General features: G+C 62.6%; 1 protein-coding gene. It reads left to right on the top strand.

Annotation, left to right across the window (positions count from 1 at the left end; genetic code table 11):
* Positions 1–217: 217 nt before the first annotated feature.
* Positions 218–829 (top strand): C48 family peptidase, encoded by a 612-nt coding sequence (locus RFM40_RS33570; protein WP_320224066.1) that lies wholly within the window; start codon positions 218–220, stop codon positions 827–829.
* Positions 830–1,013 lie beyond the last annotated feature (184 nt).

The raw sequence follows: 1,013 nt of genomic DNA, 5'->3' as shown, positions 1-1,013 counted from the left end.
CTCGTCTGCGAGGTCTCCGTCCTCAGACATCTACCGCGGTCTTGACCCTCTGGTTGATTTGCCCTCCCTCCCCTCGTCTGCGAGGTCTCCGTCATCAGACATCTACCGCGGTCTTGACCCTCTGGTTGATTTGCCCTCCACCCCGCACGAGTTGCGTGACGATGCTCACTATGCACCGGCGTTTCCGAGCACATCGGCGGATGCTCAGATAGCGGCGTTGAATCAGACAGCCTCGTTCCACGGCCACGGTGGGCTAGAGCTCGGCGCCAGGGATTGGCTGAGCGACGAGCATATCGCGGCGGATTACATGCTTCTGATTCAGGATCTGCAGCGGGACAATCCGGATCTCGCCTCCCGGACGCGGCTCGTGGATCCGCTCATAGCCCACTATCATCTGCGCTTGGGCTCCCAGAGCGTGGCCACGCGCGCCTTCCAGCACATTGTCCATGATCACGATGGTAATGACACAGCCGACTTCCTGTTCCTGCCAGTGAGCGATGCCAGTGCTTCGGATCCCAATCGCCGCGGCAGCCATTGGTCGCTGCTGCTCGTTGATCGTCGCGAACGGGCAAGGCCGGCTGCCTATCATTACGATTCCGCCGTGGGATACAACGACGGGCCTGCAGCACTGCTCGCACAACGGCTGGGCGCTCGTCTGGAGCTAGCCCGCATGACCCAGCAGAGCAACGGCTATGATTGCGGTGTCTTTGTGCTGGACGGGACGCGGGCATTGGTTAGGGGCCTGGCGCAAAGAGGACGGTCAGGCGTGCTGCACCTCGACAACCTCGTTGTCGATCGGCTGGCACTGCAAACCCGACTGAGGCGCTGACTGGGGTGGCTGCTGATAGAGCTGGCTGGAGCGGAACTGGGCGACATCAGCACTCCTTATGCGGGGCCCTGACCGAGGGAGCGACGATGACATGCCTCCGCTTGCGAATCGGCCAGCCAGCCGGTCGGCATGCGCGCTCTGGCCTGGATCGGAGGTGGAACATGACGGACATGGACGAGCGGCG

The organism is Mesorhizobium captivum (genome assembly GCF_033977165.1).
Lineage (GTDB): Bacteria > Pseudomonadota > Alphaproteobacteria > Rhizobiales > Rhizobiaceae > Mesorhizobium > Mesorhizobium captivum.
The sequence above is the reverse complement of the archived record's forward strand: the minus strand, read 5'-3'. Positions and strand labels throughout refer to the sequence as shown.